Source organism: Mycobacterium sp. NGS64, assembly GCF_059812245.1.
Genome location: NZ_JCALCI010000004.1, coordinates 548779 through 571141, shown reverse-complemented (window position 1 = coordinate 571141; position 22363 = coordinate 548779). Strand labels below are relative to the sequence as shown.

Sequence of the window (22363 nt, the reverse complement as noted above, 5' to 3'; positions counted from 1 at the left end):
CCCGGCTACATGCTGGCGATCAGCCGCTTGACCCGCTCGTCGACCGCCCGGAACGGGTCCTTGCACAGCACGGTGCGCTGCGCCTGGTCGTTGAGCTTCAGGTGCACCCAGTCGACGGTGAAGTCACGGCCCGCCGCCTGGGCGGCGCTGATGAACTCCCCGCGCAGCCGGGCGCGGGTGGTCTGCGGCGGGTGGTCGACCGCCTCCGCGATGTCCTCGTCGGTGGTTACCCGGGCGGCCAGACCCTTGCGCTGCAGCAGGTCGAAGACGCCGCGGCCGCGCTTGATGTCGTGGTAGGCCAGGTCCAGCTGGGCGATCTTCGGGTCGGACAGCTCCATGTTGTAGCGGTCCTGGTAGCGCTGGAACAGCTTGCGCTTGATCACCCAGTCGATCTCGGTGTCCACCTTGGCGAAGTCCTGGCTCTCGACAGCATCGAGCTGTCGGCCCCACAGGTCGACGACCTGCTCGATCTGGGCGTTGGGCTCCCGGGTCTGCAGGTGCTCGACGGCGCGGCTGTAGTACTCGCGCTGGATGTCCAGCGCGCTGGCCTGCCGCCCACCCGCCAGTCGCACCGGCCGCCGTCCCGTGACGTCGTGGCTGACCTCGCGAATCGCGCGGATGGGGTTGTCCAGCGAGAAGTCGCGGAACGGCACGCCGGCCTCGATCATCTCCAGCACCAGCGCCGCGGTGCCCACCTTGAGCATGGTGGTCGTCTCGCACATGTTGGAGTCGCCGACGATGACGTGCAGGCGCCGGTACTTCTCGGCGTCGGCGTGCGGCTCGTCACGGGTGTTGATGATCGGGCGGCTGCGCGTGGTGGCCGAGGAGACGCCCTCCCAGATGTGCTCGGCGCGTTGGGAAAGGCAGAACGTCGCCGCCTTGGGGGTCTGCAGGACCTTGCCGGCCCCGCAGATCAGCTGGCGGGTGACCAGGAACGGCAGCAGCACGTCGGAAATCCGGGAGAACTCGCCGGCCCGCACGATCAGGTAGTTCTCGTGGCAGCCGTAGGAGTTGCCCGCGGAGTCGGTGTTGTTCTTGAACAGGTAGATGTCGCCGCCGATGCCCTCGTCGGCGAGCCGCTGTTCGGCATCCACCAGCAGGTCTTCCAGCACCCATTCGCCGGCCCGGTCGTGCGTGACCAGCTGCACCAGGCTGTCGCACTCGGCCGTGGCGTACTCGGGGTGGCTGCCCACATCCAGGTAGAGGCGCGCGCCGTTTCGCAAGAAGACGTTAGAGCTGCGGCCCCACGACACCACCCGCCGGAACAGGTACCGGGCGACCTCGTCCGGAGACAGCCGGCGATGGCCGTGGAACGTGCAGGTGACACCGAACTCGGTCTCGATGCCCATAATTCGTCGCTGCACGTTATCGAGGGTACTGGTTGTCGCGCCGCAAAGGTGCAGAAGCCGCGCCCACGGATGTTATCTGGCGGATCTAGTCCGAGGACTCGCCCTTCGTTTCCGACTCTTCCCCGCCGGATTTTGCGTCCTTGGATTTCGGGCCAGCCGACTTCTTCAGCAAGTTTTCCAGGGTGGGGCGATTGATCCGCCGGAACGCCCGCCGCGGCCGGTTGGCATCAAGGATGGCCACCTCGAGGCTGCCCACATCGAGTCCGGGCTGGTCGCCGTTGGACGCGTCCGAGCTGCCCGCCCGCAGCGCCGCAACCGCGATGCCCAAAGCCTCACGCAGGTGGGCATTTTCGGCGTAGGAGTCCTTGAGCGCGGTGACGATCGGCTCGGTGGTCCCGCCCATCACCACGAAATGCGGCTCGTCGGCGATCGACCCGTCATAGGTAATGCGGTACAGCTCAGGCGGTTTCGTCTCACCGTGGTGCGCGACCTCGGCGACGCACAACTCGACCTCGTAGGGCTTGGCCTGCTCGGTGAAGATGCTGCCCAGCGCCTGCGCGTACGCGTTGGCCAGCTGCCGGCCGGTCACGTCGCGGCGGTCGTAGGCGTAGCCCCGCGTGTCGGCGAATTGGATGCCGCTGCGGCGCAAGTTGTCGAACTCGTTGAATCTGCCCGCGGCCGCAAAGCCGACGCGGTCGTAGAGTTCGCTGATCTTCTGCAGGGACCGCGACGGGTTCTCCGCGACGAACAGCACCCCGTCGGCGTAGGCCAGCGCCACCACGCTCTTGCCCCGGGCGATTCCCTTGCGCGCGAGCTCGCTGCGCTCGCGCATCGCCTGTTCGGGCGAGATGAAATACGGGAAGCTCACTTCTTCTTACCCCGCGGTTCGGCGTCGGGCCCGAAAGTGTCCGCCCGCGAGCGGCTTTCGATGACCTCCCGGGCCAGTTCGGCGATGCGGCTCTCCGGCACCTCGGCCGCCCCCTCTGCACCGATGGTGACCGCGGTGGGGTAGATGCCGCGGACCAGGTCCGGCCCGCCGGTGGCGGAATCGTCGTCGGCGGCGTCGTAGAGCGCCTCCACGATGACCCGCAGCGCGGAATCGGCGTCGGACACTTGGGAATACAGCTTCTTCATCGAGGACTTGGCGAAGATCGAGCCCGATCCCACCGCCTGGTAGCCCTCTTCCTCGATGTTCCACCCGCCGGCGGCATCGAAAGACACAATGCGGCCGGCGCTTTCCGGATCCGCCGCCTGGATGTCGTAGCCGGCCAGCAGCGGCAGGGCGACCAGCCCCTGCATCGCCGCGGCCAGGTTGCCGCGCACCATGATCGCCAGCCGGTTGACCTTGCCGGCAAACGTGAGCGGCACGCCCTCGAGCTTCTCGTAGTGCTCGAGTTCCACGGCGTAAAGCCGGGCGAACTCGACGGCGATCGCGGCGGTCCCGGCGATGCCGGTGGCCGTGTAGTCGTCGGTGATGTACACCTTCTTCACGTCGCGCCCGGCGATCATGTTGCCCTGCGTCGAGCGCCGGTCACCCGCCATGACGACGCCGCCCGGGTACTTCAACGCGACGATCGTGGTGCCGTGCGGCAGCTGGTCGCCCGCGGCAAGGGTTTGCGCGCCGCCGCCAAAACTCGCCGGCAGCAACTCCGGCGCGTGGCGGCGGAGGTGGTCAGCAAACGAGGACAGGTCTACAGCCGGATTCCCGGGAAGTGGGGAGTTAAAGGACAGTCGATCGGCGAACGGCCAGGTCACTGTCCGCCCTTTTGGACATACGCGCGGACAAAATCCTCGGCGTTTTCCTCAAGGACGTCGTCAATCTCGTCAAGCAGGTCGTCGGTGTCTTCGGCAAGCTTCTCGCGACGCTCCTGGCCCGCGGCCGTGCCGTCGGCGAAATCGTCTTCGTCGCCGCCGCCACCACCACGCTTGGTCTGCTCCTGAGCCATCGCCGCCTCCTGCTTTGTCATCGGCTCGTGTTGACCGGCGTCACGCGCCCGCCGGTTCTTCTACAGTACCGGTCAACGCCGACGTTGCCCGATCCAACGCCACTTAGCTGGTCAGTTGTTCCACCAGTTCGACCGCGCTGTCCACGGAGTCCAGCAAAGCTCCGACGTGGGCCTTGCTGCCGCGCAGCGGCTCCAGCGTCGGGATGCGCACCAGCGAATCGCCGCCGAGGTCGAAAATCACCGAGTCCCAGCTGGCCGCGGCGATGTCGGCGCCGAACCTGCGCAGGCATTCACCGCGGAAATATGCGCGCGTGTCAGTGGGCGGATTGTCGACGGCATCGAGCACCTGGTGTTCGCTGACGAGGCGCTTCATCGAACCGCGCGCGACCAGCCGGTTGTACAACCCCTTGTCCAGCCGCACGTCGGAATACTGCAGGTCGACCAGGTGCAGCCGCGGCGCCGACCAGTTCAGGTTCTCCCGCTGCCGGAAGCCCTCGAGCAGCCGCAGCTTGGCCGGCCAGTCCAGCAGCTCGGCGCAGTCCATCGGGTCACGCTCGAGCTTGTCCAGCACATCCGCCCAGGTCTCGACGACGTCGGCCGCACGCGGGTCGGGGTCGCGGCTGTCGACCAGCTTCGCCACCCGGTCGAGGTAAATCCGTTGCAGCGCAAGGGCGGTCAGCTCGCGCCCGTCGGCCAGGGCCACCGCCACCCGCAGCGACGGATCGCGGCTGATGGCGTGGACCGCGTGCACCGGACGCGCCAACGCCAGGTCGCTCAGGTCGATCCCGTGGGCGGGGCCCTCCTCGATCAGATCGAGCACCAGCGCCGTGGTGCCCAGCTTCAAATACGTCGACGTCTCGGCCAGGTTGGCGTCGCCGATGATCACGTGCAGCCGGCGATACCGGTCGGCGTCGGCGTGCGGCTCGTCGCGGGTGTTGATGATGCCGCGCTTGAGCGTGGTCTCCAGCCCGACCTCGACCTCGATGTAGTCGGAGCGCTGCGACAGCTGGAAGCCAGGCTCGTCGCCGGCGGGACCGATGCCGACCCGGCCGGAACCGGTGACCACCTGCCGCGACACCAGAAACGGGGTCAGGCCGGCGATGATCGCCGAGAACGGTGTCTGCCGCGACATCAGGTAGTTCTCGTGGGACCCGTAGGAGGCGCCCTTGCCGTCGACGTTGTTCTTGTAGAGCTGCAGTTTCGCGGCGCCGGGCACGCTGGCGACGTGCCGCGCGGCGGCCTCCATCACCCGCTCACCGGCCTTGTCCCAGATCACCGCGTCCAGCGGGTCGGTGCACTCGGGGGCGGAGTATTCCGGGTGCGCGTGGTCGACGTAGAGCCGCGCCCCGTTGGTCAGGATCATGTTGGCCGCGCCCACCTCGTCGGCGTCGACCACCGGCGGGGGCCCGGCCGAGCGGCTCAGGTCGAAGCCGCGGGCGTCGCGCAGCGGCGATTCCACCTCGTAGTCCCAGCGGGTGCGCTTGGCGCGCTGGATGCCGGCGGCGGCCGCGTAGGCCAGGACCGCCTGCGTCGAGGTGAGGATCGGGTTGGCGGTCGGGTCCGACGGCGACGAGATGCCGTACTCGACCTCCGTCCCGATAATCCTTTGCATTACTTCAAGATAGGCCGGGTGACGATGTAGACCCCGAGGCGGGGTTGTGACCGGCCAGGCGACCGACCCCGGGCCAGCGACAATGAAGCCCGAATCGGGGGCGATTAGCGCCAGCTGGCGGCGCGGTGCCGCTAGGTTTGCCGGCATGGAGCTTTCCCCTCGCCCCGCGCGCGGGACGGCGAATGCCGCGGCCGAAAGCTGGTTCCTGAACCGGGGTTTGCCGTCGGTGCTGACGAGGCGGTCGCGCTGGCGGCGGCTCTGGCCGCGGTCGGCCCCGATGCTGGCGGCGTACGCGACGTTGCAGGCCTGCGTCCTGCCCATCTACCTGATCACCGGTGGCCGCGACGTCCATATAAACGGGGAGCCGACGACCTCCGAAGTGATCCTGCTGACCATCATCGGGCTCGCCCTTCCGCTGATGGCCGTCGTGGGCTGGCTGGTCTCGCGGTCACACAGCGGCCGCACCCGCGCGGCCGTGTCGACGGTCGCCGTGGTCCTCGTGGCGTGCGTCGGAACCATCGTGGGCGGGCCCGCGCAACTGGCGCAGGAAACCGTCGTGGTGGCCGCGGTGCTGGTCCTGACCGGCTGCGGCGTCGGATCGGTCGTCGGGTGGGCGGTGCGCATGATGCTGTCGCACCTGACGACGGTCGGGGCCCTGGCGGTGCGGGCGCTGCCCGTCGTGCTGTTGACCGCCTTGGTGTTCTTCAACACCTACGTCTGGCTGATGGCGGCGACGATCAGCGGGGAACGGCTGGTGCTGGCAATGGCATTCCTCGTCTCGATCGCCGCGGCCTTCGTCATCTCCGCCACCCGCGACCGGGCCCGGCCGATGCTGCGGTCGACGGCGACGCTGCCCACCGACGCCGCGGTTCTCGCCGACACGCCCTTCGCGGCCATGCCGGATACGCCCGATTGCGCACCGCTGAAGCGAGCCGAACGCCTCAACGTCATCTTCGTGCTGGCGGCCTCGCAGCTGGCTCAGATTCTGGTGGTCGCGGTGGTCACCGCCAGCATCTACCTGATCCTCGGGCTGATCGTGCTCAGCCCGTCGCTGCTCAACGAATGGACCCACACCTACACGAGCACCGCGACGGTGCTGGGATTCACGCTGCCGGTGCCCGATTCGCTGATCCACATGTCGTTGTTCCTCGGCGCGTTGACGTTCATGTACATCAGCGCCCGCGCGGCCGGCGACGCCGAATACCGGTCGACGTTCCTCGACCCGCTCATCGACGACTTGCACACGACCCTGATCGCGCGCAACCGCTACCGCGGCGCCGTGGCCGCACCGGCGTGTGAAGTTGACGCCAACCGGGGCAGTGATTAATTTCACAGGGTGTCTCGCCACCGCGCCGAAGAGGAAGTGGACGAACCGGTAGGTGACCTGGCCGGGAAGCGTTACGGGGAAGTGCTTCTCGTGACTCCCGGCGAGGCCGGCCCGCAGGCCTCGGTTTACAACAGCTTCCCGCTCAACGACTGTCCCGCCGAGCTGTGGTCGGCGTTGGACCCCCACGCGATCGCCGCCGAGAACGGCGCGGCCGCGGCCCTGCTCAACGGCCCCCGCTATTGGCTGATGAACTCCATCGAAAAGGAGCGGCAGGGTCCACAAGTGACGAAGACCTTCGGGGGCATCGAGATGATCCTGCAGGCCACCGTCCTGCTGTCGTCGATGAACCCCGCGCCGTTCAGCGTGAACAAGGTCAGCCGCCACACGGTTTTCGTGTTCAACGCCGGCGAAGAGGTCTACGAACTCATCGATCCCCACGGGAAACGCTGGGTCATGCAGACCTGGAGCCAGGTCACCGACCCCAACCTCAAGCGGGAAGACCTGCCCGGGCTGGCGAGTCGACTCGAGTTGCCCGACGGGTGGAGCTACAAGCCGCGCGTGCTCACCGAGGAGCTGCGCGTGGACACCCGAACCGAGGCCGCACAGGTGCTGCAGGACAACCTGACCAACAGCTACTCGCTCGAGACGTAAGCCGCCGCGCCGAGACGTGCGCCGGGGCGCGGCCGCACGGCCTCGCTACAGGTACTGGCCCAGGTTTGACTCGGTGTCGATGGCCCGCGACGCGCTCGACGACTTGCCCGTGACCAGGGTGCGGATGTAGACGATCCGCTCGCCCTTCTTGCCCGAAATCCGCGCCCAGTCATCGGGGTTGGTGGTGTTGGGCAGGTCCTCGTTCTCGGCGAACTCGTCGACGATCGAGTCGAGCAGGTGCTGAATGCGCAGGCCGGGCTGACCGGTCTCCAGCACCGACTTGATCGCGTTCTTCTTCGCCCGGTCGACGACGTTCTGGATCATCGCCCCGGAGTTGAAGTCCTTGAAGTACATGACCTCTTTGTCACCGTTGGCGTAGGTGACCTCCAGGAACCGGTTGTCGTCGATCTCGGCGTACATCCGCTCGACGACCTTCTCGATCATCGCCTTGATGCAGGCCGTGCGGTCGCCCTCGAACTCGGCGAGGTCGTCGGCGTGCAGCGGCAGCGTCTCGGTCAGGTACTTCGAGAAGATGTCTTGCGCCGCTTCGGCATCCGGGCGCTCGATCTTGATCTTCACGTCGAGGCGACCGGGCCGCAGGATCGCGGGGTCGATCATGTCCTCGCGGTTGGAGGCGCCGATGACGATGACGTTCTCGAGGCCTTCCACGCCGTCGATCTCGCTGAGCAGCTGCGGCACCACCGTCGTCTCGACGTCCGAGGAGACCCCGGTGCCGCGGGTCCGGAAGATCGAATCCATCTCGTCGAAGAAGACGATCACCGGCGTGCCTTCCGAGGCCTTCTCGCGGGCCCGCTGGAAGATCAGGCGGATGTGCCGCTCGGTCTCGCCGACGAACTTGTTGAGCAGCTCGGGGCCCTTGATGTTGAGGAAGTACGACTTCGCCTCGCGGGCATCGTCGCCGCGCACCTCGGCCATCTTCTTGGCCAACGAGTTCGCGACCGCCTTGGCGATCAGGGTCTTACCGCAACCGGGCGGGCCGTAGAGCAACACACCCTTGGGCGGGCGCAGCGCGTACTCGCGGTAGAGCTCCTTGTGCAGGAACGGCAGCTCGACGGCGTCGCGGATTTGCTCGATCTGGCGCGTCAGGCCGCCGATGTCCTGGTAGCTGACGTCGGGCACCTCTTCCAGCACCAGGTCTTCGACCTCGGCCTTGGGGATGCGCTCGAAGGCGTAACCGGCTTTGGTGTCGACCAGCAGGGAGTCACCCGGACGCAGCTTGCGCGGGCGGCTGTCGTCGTTGAGCGCATCGGGGTGCCCCTCCGGCAGGTCTTCGGCGACCAGCGGCTCGGCCAGCCACACGATGCGCTCCTCGTCGGCGTGGCCGACGACCAACGCGCGGTGACCGTCGTTGAGCACCTCGCGCAGCGTGGAAATCTCGCCGACCGATTCGAACGTGCCGGCCTCGACGACGGTCAGGGCCTCGTTGAGCCGGACCGTCTGGCCCTTGCGCAGCGAACCGACCTCGATGTTGGGCGAGCACGTCAGGCGCATCTTGCGACCCGAGGTGAACACGTCGACCGTGTCGTCGTCGTGCGCCCCCAACAGAACGCCGTAGCCACTGGGCGGCTGACCAAGCCGGTCGACCTCTTCGCGCAGCGCCAACAGTTGCTGACGCGCCTCTTTGAGGGTTTCCATTAACTTTGAGTTTCGCGCCGCGAGGGAGTCGATGCGAGCCTCGAGTTGATGCACGTCGCGTGCAGATCGTGTGCCGCCTGCCGACCCGACCGCATGGTCCAGTTGCTCGCGCAGCACCGCTGCCTCACGGCGTAACTGTTCCAATTCGGCAGCATCGCCGCTGGACATGCCAGTTTCACGGGCATTGCCGAATGCTTCAGAACGCTCTGAGTCACCCATGTTGCGCTCCTTTCCCGCCCCGAAATGTGCGGTGGTACTTCAACGCTACCGGCGATTGCCGGTTGATGTGCGGAGTCAAATGCTCACGAAAAGTTAAGACTTTGGTTCCACTGGTAATCTCTGCCACGAATCTTGCCGAGCGAAAGGACAGCCGTGGCCCCAAAAGCCCTTGCCACCGGCTCCGCCGGCACCGCCTTCTCCGGCGTGCCGGGCCCGGTGTGACTTCCGTTGCACCCGTTGGCCCGACGGCGGGCCCGATCGCCTAGACACAGAACGAACCTTATGCACCGATGCTTGACCGTTGCGCTGAGTGCCGTCGCGGCGGTGGCGGCGGTCGGGCTGGCCGGCTGCGCGCACACCGGAACCAAGGTCGTCGCGTCGTCCTCCTCGGCGGTCCCGGTGACGTCGACCCCGCTGATCGTCGCGGCTCCCCCGACCGCGCCGCTGCCCCCGCCCGACGCCCTGATCGACGTCCTGAACCGGCTCGCCGACCCGAACGTGCCGGGCGTTAACAAGGTGAACCTTGTCGAGGGCGCGACCCCCGACAGCGCGGGCACCCTGGACAAGTTCACCAACGCGCTGCGGGACAACGGGTATCTCCCGATGACCTTCGCGGCCAACGACGTCGCCTGGTCGGACAAGAACCCGTCGCACGTGATGGCCACCGTGACCGTCAAGACCGCCCAGCCGAACAACGGCAACTTCACCTTCCCGATGGAGTTCACCCCGTTCCAGGGTGGATGGCAGCTCTCCCGCCGGACCGCGGAAATGCTGCTGGCACTGGGCAACTCGGCTACCGGGACGACGCCGCCCGCGCCTGCCCCCAGCCCGGCACCCCCTCCGGCCCCGCCCCCGTCGACTCCCACGGGCTAGCCGCCATGTGGATCGGCTGGCTCGAGTTCGACGTGTTGCTGGGCCCGGAGCTTGGGGTGCGATCACTCAAACAGAAGCGGTCGGTCATTCGGCCTGTCGTGGCGGAGCTGCAGCGCAAGTTCGCCGTGTCGGCCGCCGAAATCGGCGCGCAGGAGCTGTACCGACGGGCGGGCATCGGCGTGGCCTTGGTGTCCGGTGACCGCCGCCACGCGGTCGACGTGCTGGACGCGGCCGAACGCCTGGTGGCGGCGCATCCCGAGTTCGAGCTGTTGTCGGTCCGGCGGGGCCTGACCAGGAGTGACGACTAGTCCTAACCGTCGCGGCCCGGGCGCTTGCGGCCCAGCGGCGCCGGGGCGACGACGCCCGGGGCGAGCCGTCGGCTGAATATCAGGAACGCCGTGTGCCCCCGCATCGAGTGCTGCGGCCGCACGGCCAGCCCGACGACGTTCCAGCCGCGTTGCAGGGTCTCCCACGACCGCGGCTCGGTCCAGCACTGCTGGGCCCGCAGCGCCTCCACGGTTCGAGACAGCTGGGTGACCGTGGCGACGTAGATCATCAACACCCCGCCGGCTATCAACAGGCGCGCCGCCGCGTCGAGCACCTCCCACGGCGCGAGCATGTCGAGCACGGCGCGGTCGAAGGAGCCGTCGGGCAGGTCGGAGTCCACCAGGTCGCTGACGATCAGTTGCCAGTTGTCCGGTTCGCTGTCGAAAAACACCGAGACGTTGCGGCGGGCGTGTTCGGCGTGGTCGGCGCGCTGCTCGTAGGAGACCACCCGCCCGTCGGGCCCGACGGCGCGCAGCAGCGAGCAGGTCAACGCACCGGATCCGGCCCCGGCCTCGAGCACCCGGGCACCCGGGAAGATGTCGCCCTCGTGCAGGATCTGGGCGGCGTCCTTGGGGTAGATCACCTGTGGACCGCGGGGCATCGACATCAGGTAGTCGATGAGCAGCGGGCGCAACACCAGGTAATCGGCGCCGTTGCTGGATTTGACCACGCTGCCCTGCTCGAGCCCGATCACCGCGTCGTGCGGGATCGACCCGCGGTGGGTGTGGAACTCGGCGCCGGGGGTCAGCGACATCGTGTAGTGCCGACCCTTGGCGTCGGTGAGTTGGACCCGTTCGCCAACGGTGAATGGGCCGGTCGCGGACACGCCGTCTAGCGTGCCAGCCGACGCGCCGCGGCGGGTGCTTGGGGGTTGTCGGGGCCCGGTCCTAGGCTGCGCACATGACGGACCAGCCGGAGGGACGCGCCAGGCCGGCACTATCACCGTCGCGCGCGGCCGACTTCAAGCAATGCCCGTTGCTCTACCGCTTCCGGGCGATCGACCGGCTGCCCGAGGCGCCGTCGACCGCGCAGCTGCGCGGTTCGGTGGTGCACGCCGCCCTCGAGCAGCTCTACGGCCTGCCCGCCGAGCTGCGCGGCCCCGACACCGCCACGTCGCTGGTGGAGCCCGCGTGGGACCGGGTCGTGGGCGCCGAGCCCGAGCTGGCCGGCGACGTCGATCCCGAACAGCGAACCGAACTGCTGGCGGAGGCCCGCGCGTTGCTCACCGGCTACTACCGGCTGGAGGACCCGACCCGGTTCGATCCGCAGAGCTGCGAAGAGCGCGTCGAGGTCGAACTCGCCGACGGCACGTTGCTGCGCGGCTTCATCGACCGGATCGACGTCGCGGCCACCGGCGAGCTGCGGGTGGTGGACTACAAGACCGGCAAGGCGCCGCCCGAAGCGCGGGCGCTGGCCGAGTTCAAGGCGATGTTCCAGATGAAGTTTTACGCGGTGGCGCTGCTGCGTTCCCGCGGCGTGCTGCCCACCCGGCTCCGCATCATCTACCTGGCCGACGGCCAGGTGCTGGACTACGCGCCCGACCACGACGAGCTGCTGCGCTTCGAGAAGACGCTGATGGCGATCTGGCGCGCCATCCAGTCCGCGGCGCCGACGGGCGACTTCCGCCCCAGCCCGTCGCGGTTGTGCGAGTGGTGCCCCCACCAGCAGCACTGCCCGACCTTCGGCGGAACGCCACCGCCCTACCCGGGTTGGCCGGATGCTGCTGCGACGCAACCGATCTCGCATCCGACCGAACCGGCCGCGTGAGGCATCGGGCGGGCGAAAAACCGTCCGAAACGCGGATTCGCCCGCAGGTGCGGTACCCTGTCTAAAGCGTCGGCGACCCACTGGGTTGCCGGCGAGTCGTGATCGATTCTTTGTTTTCTTTTGCTCAGATCCCCTCCGGGGCGCCGAGTCCAAGACGACCAGGCGCACCTGCGGAAGCTCGAGTCGCGGCGACCGATATTGCCACACCGGCAATCTCGCCTCCATCGAAGCTTTAGGGACATCAAAACATGCTGGAAGACAACACCTTTGCTCACCTCGGCGTGAGCCCGCCACTGGTCGACGCGCTCGCCGCGCGGGGCGTCCACCACGCGTTTCCGATACAAGTGCAGACGCTGCCGGACACGCTCGCCGGCCGCGACGTCCTGGGCCGCGGCAAGACCGGTAGCGGCAAGACGCTCGCGTTCTCGATTCCCCTTGTCACTCGGCTTGATCCAGCCAACCGGCAACCGGGCCGGCCCACCGGGCTGGTGCTGGCGCCCACCCGCGAGCTGGCGACCCAGATCGCCGCGACCATCCAGCCGCTGGCCAAGGTGCGAGGCCTGCGCGTTGCCACGATCTTCGGCGGGGTCTCGCAGAACAGGCAAGCGGCGGCGCTGAGGGCGGGCATCGACATCGTCGTGGCCTGCCCGGGCCGCCTCGACGACCTGATGAAACAACGCGTGGTCAGCCTGGACGCCGTTCAGGTCACGGTCATCGACGAAGCCGACCACATGGCCGACCTCGGTTTTCTGCCGACGGTCACCCGCATCCTGGCGGCCACCCCTGCCGTCGGCCAGCGGATGCTGTTTTCGGCCACCCTGGACGGCGCCGTCGACACCTTGGTCAAGCGATTTCTCACCGATCCGGTGACGCGGTCGGTGGTCGAAGCGACGTCGTCGGCTCCGGAAATGACGCATCACCTCTTCTGCGTCGACGGGGCCCAAGCCAAGAAGGAGTTGGTCTACCGGTTGGCGGCGGGAGACTCCCGGCGAATCCTCTTCATGAGGACCAAGCATCAGGCGCGAAAGCTGGCCCGCCAGCTCACCCAGTCCGGTATCGCGTCGGTGGAGCTGCACGGCAACCTGTCGCAACCCGCGCGCGACCGCAACCTGGCGGCCTTCGCCGCCGGACACGCCCGGGTGCTGGTGGCGACCGACATCGCCGCCCGCGGCGTGCACGTGGACAACATCGAACTGGTGGTACACGTCGACCCGCCCGCCGAGCACAAGGCCTACCTGCACAGGTCCGGCCGCACGGCCCGCGCCGGCGCCTCCGGCGACGTCGTCACCATCGTGTTGCCCGAGCAGCGCCGGGAAACCGAGTCGATGATGCGCAAGGCGGCCATTCGCGCGGTGCCCCAAACGGTCAGCGCGGCCTCCCCCGCCATCCACGCCCTCGTCGGCGAGGACAGGCCCCGCAGCGCAGTCACGGTGCCCTCCCACCGCCCCTCCGGCGCGCGTAACAGGCGCCGCCGGTCTCGACGCCCCGCAACGACTACCCACCACTAGGGGACTCATGGCCGAACAGCAGATTCATCCTTCGAAGGTTCGTGTCGGTGACGTCATCGGCACGGCGAACCGCACCGAGCTTCGGTATACGGTCAAGATCATCAGCGGGCCGCAGACGAGCCCGCAGCGGTGGACATTTTTCGGCCGCGACGCTCAGGGCCAGCAGCACACAAGCTCGTTCGGCGAGGACGACGTCGTGCGCAGGTACGCCAAAGCGCCGTAGACCTGCTAGTCGAGCGGCGACATCTCCTGCAGCATCGTGGGAATCAGCTCGCTGACGGTCGGGTGGATGTGCATCGTGCGCGAGAGCGTCGTGTAGGGCGCCTTGGCCGACATGACGTCCAGAATGGCGTGGATCGCCTCGTCGCCGCCGACGCCGAGGATGGCGGCCCCCAGGATCTCGTCGGTGTCGGCGTCCACCACCACCTTCATAAAGCCTTGCGTCTCACCCTTTTCCACCGCCCGGCCGACGCGCGTCATCGGCCGCTTGCCGACCAACGCCTTGCGGCCGGACGCGCGAACCTGGCTCACGGTCATGCCCGCGCGCCCCAGCGGCGGGTCGATGTAGAGCGCGTAGGTGGTGATGCGGTCGCTCACCCGGCGGGGGTCGTTGTCCAGCAGGTTGGCGGCGACGATCTCGAAATCGTTGTACGACGTGTGGGTGAAGGCGCCCTTGCCGTTGCAGTCGCCCATCGCCCAGATGTGGTCGACGCTGGTCTTGAGCTGGTCGTCGACGACGATGTAGCCCCGTTCGGTCTGCACCCCGGCGGCCTCGACACCGAGGTCGTCGGTGTTGGGGCGCCGCCCCACCGCCATCAGCAGATGGCTCCCGGCGATGGGCTGGGCACCGGCCCGCGGAGTCAGTTCAAACCCGTTGGCGGTCTTGGTGATTCGCACATCGTCAGCGCCAACGACGATGTCGATGTCCTCCGCTTGAAGGATCTCCCTGACCGTGGCGGAGACGTCCTCGTCCTCGCGGGACGCCAGCCGCGGGCCGCGCTCGACCACGGTCACCTGGGCCCCGAAGCGCCGGTACATCTGCGCGAACTCCAGCGCGATGTAGCTGCCGCCGAGGATGACGAGATGCGTTGGCAGCGTGTCGAGTTCGAGGATCGACACGTTGGTGAGGTAGTCGATGTCGGACAGTCCCGGGATGTCGGGCACCACGGCGCGCCCGCCGACGTTGAGGAAGATTCGCTCGCCGTGCAGCAGGTCGCCGTTAACGCTGATCGTGTGCGGGTCGGTGAAGCGGGCGTGACCGCGAATGAGGGTGCAGCCCTCCATTCCCTCGAGCCAGCTTTCGACGCCCTTGCGGTCGCTGAGCATGATGTCGTCTTTGCGCGCCTTGACTTTCGCCATGTCGACGCTGATCGACCCCGTCCCCACGCCGTATTCCGCGCCGCGCCTGGCCAAGTGGGCGGCGTGCGCGCTGGCCACCAGGGTCTTGGTCGGGATGCATCCGGTGTTGACGCAGGTGCCGCCGACGAGCTTGCGCTCGATGATCGCGACGCGCTGCCCGGCCGCGGTCAGCCGGCCCGCCAGCGGCGGCCCGGCCTGCCCGGCGCCGACGATGATGGCGTCGAAATGCTCCGTCACTTAACCGCCGTCAGGATGTATTCCGTCAGCACGTGGCCCGTCACCGCGACGATGGCGAACCCTCCCAAGATCGCGACGGCGTCCTCGAGCAGCGCGATCGGCAGGTCCTTACCGGCCACGGCGGCCAGACGTTTGCGCGCCTGATAGCCGCCGAAGGTGCCGAGCACCGCCCCGATGATGCCCGCGCCGAGCGCCGAGAACGTCCAGTGCGGCCACGCGCCCAGCACCGCGCCCGCCAGCCCGCCCGTGATGATCCGGGCGGCGAAGATGGGTGGCGCCGTGCGGGCCGGCGTTTTTGGCAGCTTGTCGTTGACGAGTTCGCCGATGGCGAGAAGGGTGAAGACGATCGCGGTGATGATGTTGCCCATCCAGGACGCCCAGGTGCCGTGCAGGTCGATCCAGGCGAGGTAGGCGCCCCAGGCGACGACGGCGGGAGCCGTCAGCGAACGCAACCCGGCGACGACACCAATCAGTAAAGCCAGCAGCAGAATAAGCGCGTGTGTCACGGAGACCCTCCTGGGGGACGAACAGCGCGGCAACGGTAAGGGATGACAGCCCATGGAGAAACGGGCGTTGGTAATTCATCAGCCCTAGAGCGGACGCTAACACAGCCGCGGTCGCGGCACGACGATCAGAACCGGCAGAACCTGATGTCCGAAGCCAGAATCGCCTTGGCGCCGATGGCGGCGAGCTCGTCCATGACCTCGTTGACGCCGCGGCGGGGCACCAGCGCACGGATCGCCACCCAATCCGGATCGGCGAGTGGCGCGATAGTCGGCGATTCCAATCCCGGCGTGATCGACGTGGCCTTGTCCAGCACCGAACGCGGGCAGTCGTAATCGAGCATCAGGTATTGCTGGCCGAAAACCACACCCTGGACCCGCGCGACGAGCTGCTCGCGGACGGCCTTGGCCTCGCCGTGGCCGTCGTCGTCGGCGCGCTCGATCAGCACCGCCTCCGAATCGCACAGCGGCTCACCGAACGCCACCAGGTCGTGCAGGCTCAGGGTGCGCCCGGACCCGACGACGTCGGCGATGGCGTCGGCCACACCGAGCTGCACCGAGATCTCCACCGCGCCGTCGAGCCGGATGACTGTCGCGTCAATGCCCTTTTCCGCCAAGTCTTTTCGGACCAGGTTCGGGTAAGCGGTGGCGATCCGTTTGCCGGCCAGGTCGGCCGTCGTCCAGTCCCGCCCGGCCGGCCCGGCATAGCGGAAGCTCGACGAACCGAAACCCAACGCCAGGCGTTCGCGCACCGGTGCGTCGGAATCGCGCACCAGGTCCCGACCGGTGATGCCGAAATCCAGCTCCCCCGAACCCACGTAGATCGCAATGTCTTTGGGCCGCAGGAAGAAGAACTCGACCTGGTTGACGGGGTCGACGACGGTGAGGTCCTTGGCATCCGTGCGGCGACGGTAGCCGGCCTCCGAGAGGATCTCGCTGGCCGGCTCGCTCAGCGTGCCTTTGTTGGGAACCGCAACGCGCAGCATGCTCACAGCTTCCGGTAGACGTCGTCGAGGGACAGTCCGCGCGCGATCATCAGCACCTGCGTCCAGTACAGCAACTGGCTGATCTCTTCGGCCAGCGCGTCGTCGGGTTCGTGTTCGGCGGCCAGCCACACCTCGCCGGCCTCCTCCAGGATCTTCTTGCCCAGCCCGTGTATGCCGCCGTCCAGCGCCGCGACCGTGGCGCTACCGGCCGGCCGGGTACGCGCGCGATCGCCGAGTTCGGCGAACAGATCCTCGAAGGTCTTCACGGCCAGCGATTGTTCCACGTGCCGGCCAGCGAAGTCACGGCGGTTTCGCGGGAAGGAGCGACAAGTTAGGCCAACTAATGTAGGTTAGCCTAACCATATTGATCGCGTGTCGAAGGAGCTGGCCGTCCGTGACCTTCCCGATCTGGTTCGCCGTTCCCCCGGAAGTGCACTCGACGCTGCTCTCGACGGGCGCGGGACCCGGCCCCCTGCTCGATGCAGCCGCTGCGTGGCGCGCACTGGCGAACGAATATGACTGCGCCGCAGCAGAACTCACCGGGCTGCTGGCGGCGGTGCGAAGCGCCGTTTGGGCGGGGCCCAGCGCCGAGCGATTCGTCGTCGCCCACCAACCGTTCCTGTTTTGGCTCGGTGAGGCCAACGCGGTGGCGACGGCCGCGGCGACCGGGCACGAGGCGGCCGCCGCAGGGTATGCGTCCGCGTTGGCCGAAATGCCCACGCTCGCCGAGCTGGCGGCCAACCACGCGGTGCACGCCGTTTTGGTCGCCACCAACTTCTTCGGGGTGAACACCATTCCCATCGCCCTCAACGAAGCCGACTACCTGCGCATGTGGGTGCAGGCGGCCACCGCAATGAGCGTCTACCAAGCGGTCTCGGCGGAAAGCCTCGCGGCGACGCCCGCCACCTCGCCGGCGCCGCAGATCGTCAGCGCGGCCGCGACGCCCTCCGCCAGCAGCTTCCCCGACCCGACGAAGTTGATCCTTCAGTTCCTCATGGATTTCCTCACCGGCCTGCAAAGCGCGGCCGGGCATATCCTGCCGGGTCCGCTGGGCGGCGTCGTCACCCAGGCGCTGGACGCGTTGGTGTCCCTGGTGTCCAGCGAGGTGTTCACGATCCTTGCCTACTCCGTGCTGGACCCGCTGATCTACTTCGGGCCGTTCACCCCGGCGCTCGGGCCCTTTCTGTTGCCCATCGGGCTCGCCGGGCTGGCCGGTCTTGCCGGACTCGACGCCACCGGCGCCGCCGGGCCGCCGGTGGTGGGCGCCGCCGCGCCCGAGCGCCAAAGCTGGCCCGCGACCGCCGGTGTCACGCTGGCGGCCGCCGGCACCGCCGCGCCGGCCGCGGCCCCGGCCGGCGCGTCGACCACGCCCGCTGCCGCTGACGCTTCGGCTCCCGCCGCCGCGGACACCCAAGTGTTTTACGTTGTGGGTGGGGACCCCGACGGCGAGGGGTCTGCACCGAGCGCCTCGGCCAACGCGACCCTGGCTGCCGCCGCCGGCACCGCCGCGCTGGCCGGAACGAAGCTGGCGGCCGGCGAACCAGCGGGCGCGCAGCGAGCCGCCAGAGGACACCGGCGCGTTCGAAAGCATCGGTTCGAGTATCTGGAAGACGACGGGCAAATGACCTCATCGGCCGGGATCGGCGCGTCCGACGTCGGCGCTGGGACAGTCGGTTTCGCCGGAACCTTCCCGAAATCGGCTGTGCCACATGCGCAAGGGTTTGCGCACCTACGCGGACGTGATATCGGCGACGCCGTGCGGGAGCCGATGCTGCCGCAGACGTGGAGCGACGAAGCGCCTTAGTGTCGACTTGACCTAAAGCAATGTTGAAGTTTTAGCCTCGGGCGCATGGACATTGGCATCAAGAGCGAGATCGCCGAATTGGTGGACCGATACCTGTGCTCACTGGACGAGCGCAACTTCGACGACGACTGGGCGCGTGGATTTTTCACCGACGATGCGGTCGTCTCGTTTCCCATCGGGAACGCCGAGGGGATTGATTCGATCGTGGCCAACACGCGCCGCGGCGTGCTGCAGTTCGCCCGGACCCAGCACCTCGGGCTGAACTACCTCGTCAACGCCGGCCCTGGGGGCGTCGGAGCGTCGGCGCGCTGGAACCAGGTCAACCATCACGTCCACCCCGAAGGCGATCTGTTCACCAGCGGCACCTGGTGTGAAGCCGATTTCGTCCGCGGCCCCGCGGGCTGGCGCATCGCCCGGACAGCCATGCACGTCACCTGGACTTCCGGTCGGCCGCCGGCACGGCCGTCCTGAAGGTTATTAGGTCAGTCCTCCGGGTTGTAGCCGAGGTTGGGGGCGAGCCAGCGCTCGGCTTCTTGCAGGGTCCAGCCCTTGCGCTTGGCGTAGTCGGCGACCTGGTCCTGGGCCATCCGGCCGACCACGAAGTACTGCGATTGCGGGTGCGAGAAGTACCAGCCGCTGACGGCGGCACCGGGCCACATCGCCATCGACTCGGTGAGCTCGATGCCGGTCCGCTCCTTGACGTCCATCAATTTCCAGAGCGTCACCTTTTCGGTGTGCTCCGGGCAGGCCGGGTAGCCGGGGGCGGGGCGGATTCCCACGTACTTCTCGTCGATCAGCGCCTCGTTGTCCAGGTGCTCGTCCGGCTGGTATCCCCAGAACTCCTTGCGGACCCGTTCGTGCATCCGTTCGGCGAACGCCTCCGCCAGCCGGTCGGCGATCGACTCCAGCAGGATCGCGCTGTAGTCGTCGAGGGCCGCCTTGAACTCCGCGATCTTCTCTTGGCTGCCGAGCCCCGCGGTGACCGCGAAGGCGCCGATATAGTCCCGGTGCCCAGTTTCTCTGGGGGCGATGTAGTCGCCCAGCGACCGGTTCGGGATGCCCTCGCGGTGTTCGCCCTGCTGGCGCAAATTGTGCAGGGTGGTCAGCACCTCGGTACGGGAGTCGTCGGTGTAGACCTCGATGTCGTCCCCAACCGCGTTCGCCGGGAAGAAGCCGATGACCCCGTTGGCCGTCAGCCACTTCTCCTTGATCAGGGTGTCGAGCATCTGCTGGGCGTCGTCGTAGAGCTTGCGGGCCGCCTCACCCGAGGTCGGGTTGTTGAGGATGTCGGGGAACCGGCCCTTCATCTCCCAGGCGTTGAAGAACGGCTGCCAGTCGATGTATTCGCGCAATTCGGCGAGGTCGTAGTCGGGGAATTCGCGTACTCCGAGGCCCTGGGCCGGGACCGGCGGCGTGTAGCCGTCCCAGTCGATCGGCGTCCGGTTGGCGCGGGCCTTCTCCAGCGTCAGCGTCGGCCGCTCGTTCTTCTGGGCGTGCCGTTCGCGCAGCGATGCGTAGTCCTTCTCGGTGGCCTCCAGCAGCGCCGGACGCTGCTTGTCGTCGAGCAGCGCGGCGGCGACCGGCACCGAGCGGGACGCGTCCTTGACCCAGACCACCGGACCGCTGCGACGCGGCGCCACCTTCACGGCCGTGTGGGCGCGCGAGGTCGTCGCACCACCGATCAGCAGCGGGATTTCCATCCCCTCGCGCTCCATCTCGGCGGCGAAGTTGACCATCTCGTCCAGCGACGGGGTGATCAGGCCGGACAGCCCGATGATGTCGGCGTCGTGCTCCTTGGCGGCGTTCAGGATCTTTTCGGCCGGGACCATCACGCCGAGGTCGATCACCTCGAAGTTGTTGCACTGCAGGACAACTCCGACGATGTTCTTGCCGATGTCGTGGACGTCACCCTTCACGGTCGCCATGATGATCGTTCCGTTGGTGTCCTTCGCTGCTGCAGTGCCGTTCTGCTCTTTCTCCGCCTCGATGAACGGCAGCAGGTACGCGACGGCCTTCTTCATGACCCGTGCCGACTTCACGACCTGCGGCAGGAACATCTTGCCGGAGCCGAAGAGATCGCCGACGACGTTCATGCCGTCCATCAGCGGGCCCTCGATCACCTCGATCGGGCGACCACCCGCGGCAGCGATCTCGGCGCGCAACTCCTCGGTGTCCTCGTCGACGTGGGCGTCGATGCCCTTGACCAGGGCGTGCGTGATCCGCTCGCGGACGGGAAGGCTGCGCCACTCGGCCGCCTTGGGGTCCTCTTCCTTGCCCTTGCTGTTGAACCGTTCGGCGATCTCCAGCAGCCGTTCGGCCGCGTCCTCGCGGCGGTTCAGGACGACGTCCTCGATGCGGTCCCGCAGCTCGGGGTCGATCGAGTCGTAGGGCACCAGCGCGCCGGCGTTGACGATGCCCATGTCCAGGCCGGCCTTGATGGCGTGGAACAGGAACACCGAGTGGATCGCCTCGCGGACGGGGTTGTTGCCCCGGAACGAGAACGACACGTTCGAGATGCCGCCGGAGATGTGCACCCCGGGCAGGTTTTCTTTGATCCAGGCGCAGGCCTCGATGAAGTCGAGCCCGTAGGACGCGTGCTCCTCGATACCGGTCGCCAGCGCGAAGCAGTTCGGGTCGAAGATGATGTCCTCGGGCGGGAAGCCGACCTCTTCGGTCAGGATCCGGTAGGCGCGCGCGCAGATCTGCTTGCGGCGCTCGAGGTTGTCGGCCTGACCCTGCTCGTCGAAAGCCATCACGACGACGGCGGCGCCATACTTGCGGCACAGCCGCGCCTCGCGGACGAACTTCTCCTCGCCCTCCTTCAGGGAGATCGAGTTGACGATCGGCTTGCCCTGCACGTTCTTCAGGCCCGCCTCGATGACGTCCCACTTGGAGGAGTCGATCATCACCGGGACGCGGCTGATGTCCGGCTCGGCCGCGATCAGCTTGGTGAACCGGTCCATCGCGGCGACGCCGTCGATCATGCCCTCGTCCATGTTGATGTCGATGACCTGCGCACCGACCTCAACCTGCTGCAGGGCGACCGACAGCGCGCTGTCGTAGTCCTCGGCCTTGATCAGGTTGCGGAACCGGGCGGAACCGGTGATGTTGGTGCGCTCACCGATGTTCACGAACAGGGAGTCCCCGGTGATGTTGAGCGGCTCCAGGCCCGACAGGCGGGTCGCCGTCGGGATCTGCGGCACCTCACGCGGCGCCTTGCCCTCGACAACCTTGGCGATCTCGGCGATGTGCGGTGGCGCCGTCCCGCAGCAGCCCCCGACCAGGTTGACCAGGCCGGCCTCGGCGAAGTCGGCGATGTAGCCCGCCTGACGGTCCGGGGTCTCGTCGTACTCGCCGAAGGCGTTGGGTAGGCCGGCGTTCGGGTAGCAGGAGACGAAGGTGTCCGCGATCCGCGACACCTCGGCGATGTAGGGCCTCATCTCTGGGGCGCCCAGCGCGCAGTTGAGGCCGACCGCGAGCGGCTTCGCGTGCCGGATCGAGTTCCAGAACGCCTCGGTGACCTGACCGGACAACGTCCGCCCGGACGCGTCGGTGATGGTGCCCGAAATGATCACCGGCCAGCGGCGTCCCCGCTCCTCGAACAGCGTCTCGACGGCGAACACCGCCGCCTTGGCGTTCAGCGAGTCGAAGATCGTCTCGATGATGAGGAGGTCGACACCACCGTCGACCAGGCCGTTGGCGGCTTCGAGGTAGGCGGCGACCAGCTGGTCGTAGGAGACGTTGCGGGCGCCGGGGTCGTTGACGTCGGGCGAGATCGACGCGGTCCGCGTCGTGGGCCCGATGGCGCCGGCGACGTAGCGGGGCTTCTCCGGGGTGGTGTACTCGTCGGCCGCCTTGCGGGCCAGGGCGGCGCCGGCGTAGTTCAGCTCGTAGGCCAGTTCCTGCATGCCGTAGTCGGAGAGCGAGATCGCGTTCGCGTTGAAAGTGTTGGTCTCCAAGATGTCGGCGCCCGCCTCGAGGTACTCGCGGTGGATGCCCTCGATGATCTGCGGCTGCGTCAGGTTGAGCAGGTCGTTGTTGCCCTGCAGGGCGGTCGGCCACTCGGTGAAACGGTCGCCGCGATAGCCAGCCTCGTCGGGCCGGTCCCGCTGGATCGCCGTGCCCATCGCGCCGTCGATCACCATGATCCGCTGGCGCAACGCAGCCGTCAGTGCGTCGGTGCAGTCGGGGCGGATGTTCGGCGCGAAGTCTGTCTTAACGGCGTTCACGTACGTTCCT

At 67.8% G+C, this 22363-nt stretch carries 21 protein-coding genes; 9 read left to right on the top strand and 12 right to left on the bottom strand.

The annotated features are described in order from the left end of the window. Positions 1-5: 5 nt before the first annotated feature. The 5 genes from pafA to dop form a co-directional block, all read right to left on the bottom strand. On the bottom strand, positions 6-1364 hold the full coding sequence (gene pafA / locus AC5Y4S_RS20660) for a Pup--protein ligase (RefSeq protein ID WP_096866143.1): 1359 nt from the start codon (positions 1362-1364) through the stop codon (positions 6-8). Positions 1365-1434: 70 nt separating this feature from the next. Continuing rightward, positions 1435-2217 (bottom strand): proteasome subunit alpha, encoded by a 783-nt coding sequence (gene prcA, locus AC5Y4S_RS20655; protein WP_500034473.1) that lies wholly within the window; start codon positions 2215-2217, stop codon positions 1435-1437. Further along, complete coding sequence (gene prcB / locus AC5Y4S_RS20650; protein ID WP_500034472.1) at positions 2214-3104, bottom strand: proteasome subunit beta; 891 nt, start codon at positions 3102-3104, stop codon at positions 2214-2216. The genes prcA and prcB overlap by 4 nt, the downstream gene beginning before the upstream one ends. Further along, entirely contained in the window at positions 3101-3295 is a 195-nt protein-coding gene (locus AC5Y4S_RS20645; RefSeq protein ID WP_066913345.1) for a ubiquitin-like protein Pup, read from the bottom strand. The genes prcB and AC5Y4S_RS20645 overlap by 4 nt, the downstream gene beginning before the upstream one ends. A gap of 103 nt (positions 3296-3398) precedes the next feature. Beyond that, positions 3399-4907 carry a pup deamidase/depupylase gene (gene dop, locus AC5Y4S_RS20640; RefSeq protein WP_500034471.1) on the bottom strand — a complete coding sequence of 503 codons (1509 nt, stop codon included), beginning with the start codon at positions 4905-4907 and terminating at the stop codon, positions 3399-3401. 145 nt (positions 4908-5052) lie between these two features. On the opposite strand from dop, the gene AC5Y4S_RS20635 reads away from it, so the two are divergent. After that, entirely contained in the window at positions 5053-6234 is a 1182-nt protein-coding gene (locus AC5Y4S_RS20635; protein ID WP_500034470.1) for a hypothetical protein, read from the top strand. A gap of 36 nt (positions 6235-6270) precedes the next feature. Then, positions 6271-6885, top strand: coding sequence for a hypothetical protein (locus AC5Y4S_RS20630; RefSeq protein WP_142282074.1), 615 nt, complete (start codon positions 6271-6273; stop codon positions 6883-6885). Between the two features lie 45 nt (positions 6886-6930). On the opposite strand, the gene arc is transcribed toward AC5Y4S_RS20630, so the two are convergent. Then, positions 6931-8760, bottom strand: a complete 1830-nt coding sequence (gene arc, locus AC5Y4S_RS20625; RefSeq protein ID WP_068178408.1) for a proteasome ATPase — start codon at positions 8758-8760, stop codon at positions 6931-6933. A gap of 282 nt (positions 8761-9042) precedes the next feature. Between arc and lppK the strand changes: the two genes are divergently transcribed. Both lppK and AC5Y4S_RS20615 read left to right on the top strand, forming a co-directional pair. Continuing rightward, positions 9043-9633 carry a lipoprotein LppK gene (lppK, locus tag AC5Y4S_RS20620; RefSeq protein WP_500034469.1) on the top strand — a complete coding sequence of 197 codons (591 nt, stop codon included), beginning with the start codon at positions 9043-9045 and terminating at the stop codon, positions 9631-9633. Between the two features lie 5 nt (positions 9634-9638). Continuing rightward, positions 9639-9941 carry a DUF503 domain-containing protein gene (locus AC5Y4S_RS20615; protein ID WP_500034468.1) on the top strand — a complete coding sequence of 101 codons (303 nt, stop codon included), beginning with the start codon at positions 9639-9641 and terminating at the stop codon, positions 9939-9941. A gap of 2 nt (positions 9942-9943) precedes the next feature. Here the strand turns inward: AC5Y4S_RS20615 and trmI are convergent, their stop codons facing one another. Next, complete coding sequence (trmI, locus tag AC5Y4S_RS20610) at positions 9944-10786, bottom strand: tRNA (adenine(58)-N(1))-methyltransferase TrmI (protein ID WP_500034467.1); 843 nt, start codon at positions 10784-10786, stop codon at positions 9944-9946. Positions 10787-10860: 74 nt separating this feature from the next. On the opposite strand from trmI, the gene AC5Y4S_RS20605 reads away from it, so the two are divergent. The 3 genes from AC5Y4S_RS20605 (at position 10861) to AC5Y4S_RS20595 (ending at position 13458) form a co-directional block, all read left to right on the top strand. After that, positions 10861-11727, top strand: a complete 867-nt coding sequence (locus AC5Y4S_RS20605) for a RecB family exonuclease (RefSeq protein ID WP_500034466.1) — start codon at positions 10861-10863, stop codon at positions 11725-11727. Between the two features lie 248 nt (positions 11728-11975). Next, positions 11976-13235 carry a DEAD/DEAH box helicase gene (locus AC5Y4S_RS20600; RefSeq protein ID WP_500034465.1) on the top strand — a complete coding sequence of 420 codons (1260 nt, stop codon included), beginning with the start codon at positions 11976-11978 and terminating at the stop codon, positions 13233-13235. 7 nt (positions 13236-13242) lie between these two features. After that, positions 13243-13458, top strand: coding sequence for a hypothetical protein (locus tag AC5Y4S_RS20595; protein ID WP_068126080.1), 216 nt, complete (start codon positions 13243-13245; stop codon positions 13456-13458). 5 nt (positions 13459-13463) lie between these two features. Here the strand turns inward: AC5Y4S_RS20595 and AC5Y4S_RS20590 are convergent, their stop codons facing one another. From AC5Y4S_RS20590 to AC5Y4S_RS20575, 4 genes are all read right to left on the bottom strand, one after another. Continuing rightward, positions 13464-14831 (bottom strand): FAD-containing oxidoreductase, encoded by a 1368-nt coding sequence (locus AC5Y4S_RS20590; protein ID WP_500034464.1) that lies wholly within the window; start codon positions 14829-14831, stop codon positions 13464-13466. Continuing rightward, the gene (locus tag AC5Y4S_RS20585) at positions 14828-15337 is read right to left on the bottom strand and encodes a DUF4126 domain-containing protein (RefSeq protein ID WP_500034463.1); all 510 of its coding nucleotides are present in this window, start codon (positions 15335-15337) and stop codon (positions 14828-14830) included. The genes AC5Y4S_RS20590 and AC5Y4S_RS20585 overlap by 4 nt, the downstream gene beginning before the upstream one ends. 125 nt (positions 15338-15462) lie before the next feature. Beyond that, complete coding sequence (hisG, locus tag AC5Y4S_RS20580) at positions 15463-16320, bottom strand: ATP phosphoribosyltransferase (protein WP_500034462.1); 858 nt, start codon at positions 16318-16320, stop codon at positions 15463-15465. Between the two features lie 2 nt (positions 16321-16322). Further along, positions 16323-16604 (bottom strand): phosphoribosyl-ATP diphosphatase, encoded by a 282-nt coding sequence (locus AC5Y4S_RS20575; RefSeq protein WP_068126071.1) that lies wholly within the window; start codon positions 16602-16604, stop codon positions 16323-16325. Positions 16605-16714: 110 nt separating this feature from the next. Here AC5Y4S_RS20575 and AC5Y4S_RS20570 point away from each other — a divergent pair, with 110 nt between their 5' ends. Together AC5Y4S_RS20570 and AC5Y4S_RS20565 are read left to right on the top strand one after the other, a co-directional pair. Continuing rightward, a complete protein-coding gene (locus tag AC5Y4S_RS20570; protein WP_500034461.1) occupies positions 16715-18124 on the top strand; it encodes a PPE family protein in 1410 nt (469 codons plus the stop codon). Between the two features lie 45 nt (positions 18125-18169). Continuing rightward, complete coding sequence (locus AC5Y4S_RS20565; RefSeq protein WP_500034460.1) at positions 18170-18595, top strand: nuclear transport factor 2 family protein; 426 nt, start codon at positions 18170-18172, stop codon at positions 18593-18595. Positions 18596-18606: 11 nt separating this feature from the next. On the opposite strand, the gene metH is transcribed toward AC5Y4S_RS20565, so the two are convergent. Further along, on the bottom strand, positions 18607-22353 hold the full coding sequence (gene metH, locus AC5Y4S_RS20560; protein WP_500034459.1) for a methionine synthase: 3747 nt from the start codon (positions 22351-22353) through the stop codon (positions 18607-18609). Positions 22354-22363 lie beyond the last annotated feature (10 nt).